This window comes from Streptomyces odonnellii, assembly GCF_000981895.1.
In the GTDB taxonomy this organism is placed as follows: domain Bacteria; phylum Actinomycetota; class Actinomycetes; order Streptomycetales; family Streptomycetaceae; genus Streptomyces; species Streptomyces odonnellii.
The window spans coordinates 1-2,418 of the sequence record NZ_LATD01000567.1 but is presented as its reverse complement, the minus strand read 5'-3'; the positions used below and the strand labels follow the sequence as shown (position 1 = coordinate 2,418).

Here is a 2,418-nt window from a genome sequence, read left to right as displayed (position 1 = left end):
GCGGGGGCGGGAGCCGCCGCGGGGCGGGGCGTGGACGCCGGATCGCGCACCGGATTGGACACGGCGGGCGTAGGCGAGGCTGAGGGCCAGGGCGAGCCCGCGAGCCCAGCAGCAGGTGCGGGCGCGGCCACCGGCGCCGAGCCGACGGAAGCGCCGAACGCCCGCCGAGTGTCCCGCGCCTGCCGCTCATGAACCACGGCCGCCAGAAACGCCCCCGCCGGCACCCCCTGTGGCACCGGCGCCCCCGTACGAGCCGCCAGATCATCCGCGAGCCGCTCCGCCATCGACTGACTCACCCCCGCGTCGAGCTGCCCCAGCCGCGTCAGGTACTGCCGTATCGCCAGCCACAGACCGTCCGGTACGGCAGAGAGGTCCAGCTCCGCGAAACGCCCCGCCAGCCATGGCGGAGGCGGCGGCACCATCGCCATACGCCCGGCCGGAACCCTCTCCCGCACGACCAGGGTCCCCGCGAAGACATCGCCGATCCGCCGCCCCCGCGCCGACACCAGCGATGCGATACACGCGATGACCCCGAACGACATCAGGACCTCCACCACGCCCATCGCCCCCCGCACCAGCGCGTGCCGGAACCGTATGGGCCCGCCGTCGTCCCGTACGACCCGCAGCCCACAGGCCAGCTTGCCCAGCGAGCGCCCATGGCTGAGGGTCTCCACCGCGATCGGACCGCCCACCAGGATCAGCAGAAACGACGCGATGGCCAGCGCCATGACCGCCGCCTCGTCCAGCGAACCCGTCGACAGGGTGAGCACGAACGTCACCAGCAGGTAGACGACCCACACCGCCACCAGGTCGATCGCCAGCGCCAGAGCCCGGCTCGGCAGCTTTGCCGGGCGCAGCCCCAGTACGACCGCGTCGCCCGTCACAAGCTCATTCACCGATGCCACCCTTCGCCCGCTTCCCCGCCCCTGAAATCATCAGTCTGCCAAGCTGACCCGGAGCGCGTACCAGCAGTGCGGCAGAGGTAGTGCAGCAGAGCAGTAAGCAGTACGGACCGAAGTAGTACGGACCGACCGTACGCACCCAGTGCCTGGAGCAGCAGCCGACTATGGATCTCGATGTCTTCGTGACCGCCCACCGCGCCGAGTGGGAACGCCTGGACCATCTCCTGCGCCGCGGCCGCCGTCTCAGTGGTGCCGAGGCCGATGAACTCGTCGCCCTCTACCAGCGCACGGCCACCCATCTCTCGCTGATCCAGTCCACCGCTCCCGACCCCGTGATCACCACGCGCCTCACCCAGCTCGTGGCCCGCGCCCGTGCCACCGTCACCGGAGCCCGCCGCGCCACCTGGCGCGACGCCGTGCGCTTCCTGACCGTGGGCTTCCCCGCCGCCGTCTACCTGTCGCGGCGTTGGTGGATACCGACCGCGCTCCTCTCCACACTCCTCGCCGCGGTCATCGGCTGGTGGGTAGGCGCCCACCCCGAGATCCAGTCGGCGATAGGAGCCCCGGACGAGCTGCGCCAGATGACACGGCCCGGTGGCGAGTACGAGACCTACTACTCGAGCCACCCCGCGGCCTCCTTCGCGGCCCAGGTGTGGACGAACAACGCCCAGGCCGCCGCCATGTGCCTGGTCCTGGGCGCCTTCCTGTGCCTCCCGGTGATCTGGGTCCTCTTCCTCAACGTGCTCAACCTGGGAGTCGGGATCGGGCTGATGTCCTCGGCCGGCCGCCTCGACACCTTCCTGGGGCTGATCCTTCCGCACGGTCTTCTCGAACTGACAGCCGTCTTCGTCGCCGCCGGTACGGGGCTGCGCCTCGGCTGGACCCTGATCGACCCCGGGCCGTACAGCCGTCGTACGGCGATGGCCCAGCAGGGCCGCGCCGCGCTCGGCATGGCCATCGGCCTGGCGCTGGTCCTCTTCGTATCGGGCCTGATCGAGGGCTTTGTGACCCCGTCGGGGCTGCCCACCTGGGCGCGCATCGCCATCGGAATCGCCGCTGAGCTGCTGTTTCTGGTGTACGTGTATGTCCTCGGAGGCCGCGCTGCACGGGCGGGCGAGGCGGGCGATGTCGAGGCGGCGGACCGGAGCGCGGAGCTGCCCACCGCCGCCTGATGTGCGCATCGTGTCTCCGACCTGTTAGTCTCCTCTTCGCCCCACAGGGAACGTTGACACGGTCTGAGTGGGGAGGTAGATTTGAACGGTTGCCTCGGAGTCGGGTAGACACCGAGAGCGCTGGTACATATCTACGCGGCTCCCGACGGAATGAAGTTCCGTGGAGCCCCTCTCGATTCGCCTTCCAGATCATCAAGGCCGATGTGAGTCGGCCCGAATGTTTCTGATAAAGTCGGATCAAGCCGAAAGGTAAAAGACCAACTCCGAAGGTCGCTGGAATTCACGAGGCGGAAGACGCCGAATGAGTCTGGTAAAGTCGGAGACGCAAGGCCGAAGGGAAAAGC

General features: G+C 69.1%; 2 protein-coding genes. One reads left to right on the top strand and one right to left on the bottom strand.

Translation table 11 applies throughout. The features are described 5' to 3' along the window. A partial coding sequence (locus WH07_RS35110; RefSeq protein ID WP_232789172.1) for an RDD family protein occupies positions 1-896 on the bottom strand: 896 nt, incomplete at its 3' end. 170 nt (positions 897-1,066) lie between these two features. On the opposite strand from WH07_RS35110, the gene WH07_RS35105 reads away from it, so the two are divergent. Continuing rightward, complete coding sequence (locus WH07_RS35105) at positions 1,067-2,074, top strand: stage II sporulation protein M (protein ID WP_046509168.1); 1,008 nt, start codon at positions 1,067-1,069, stop codon at positions 2,072-2,074. Positions 2,075-2,418 lie beyond the last annotated feature (344 nt).

What these genes read in the sequence shown, in the direction of transcription:
- WH07_RS35105 (WP_046509168.1), top strand. Translation starts at nt 1,067, where the DNA reads ATGGATCTCGATGTCTTCGTGACCGCCCACCGCGCCGAGTGGGAACGC.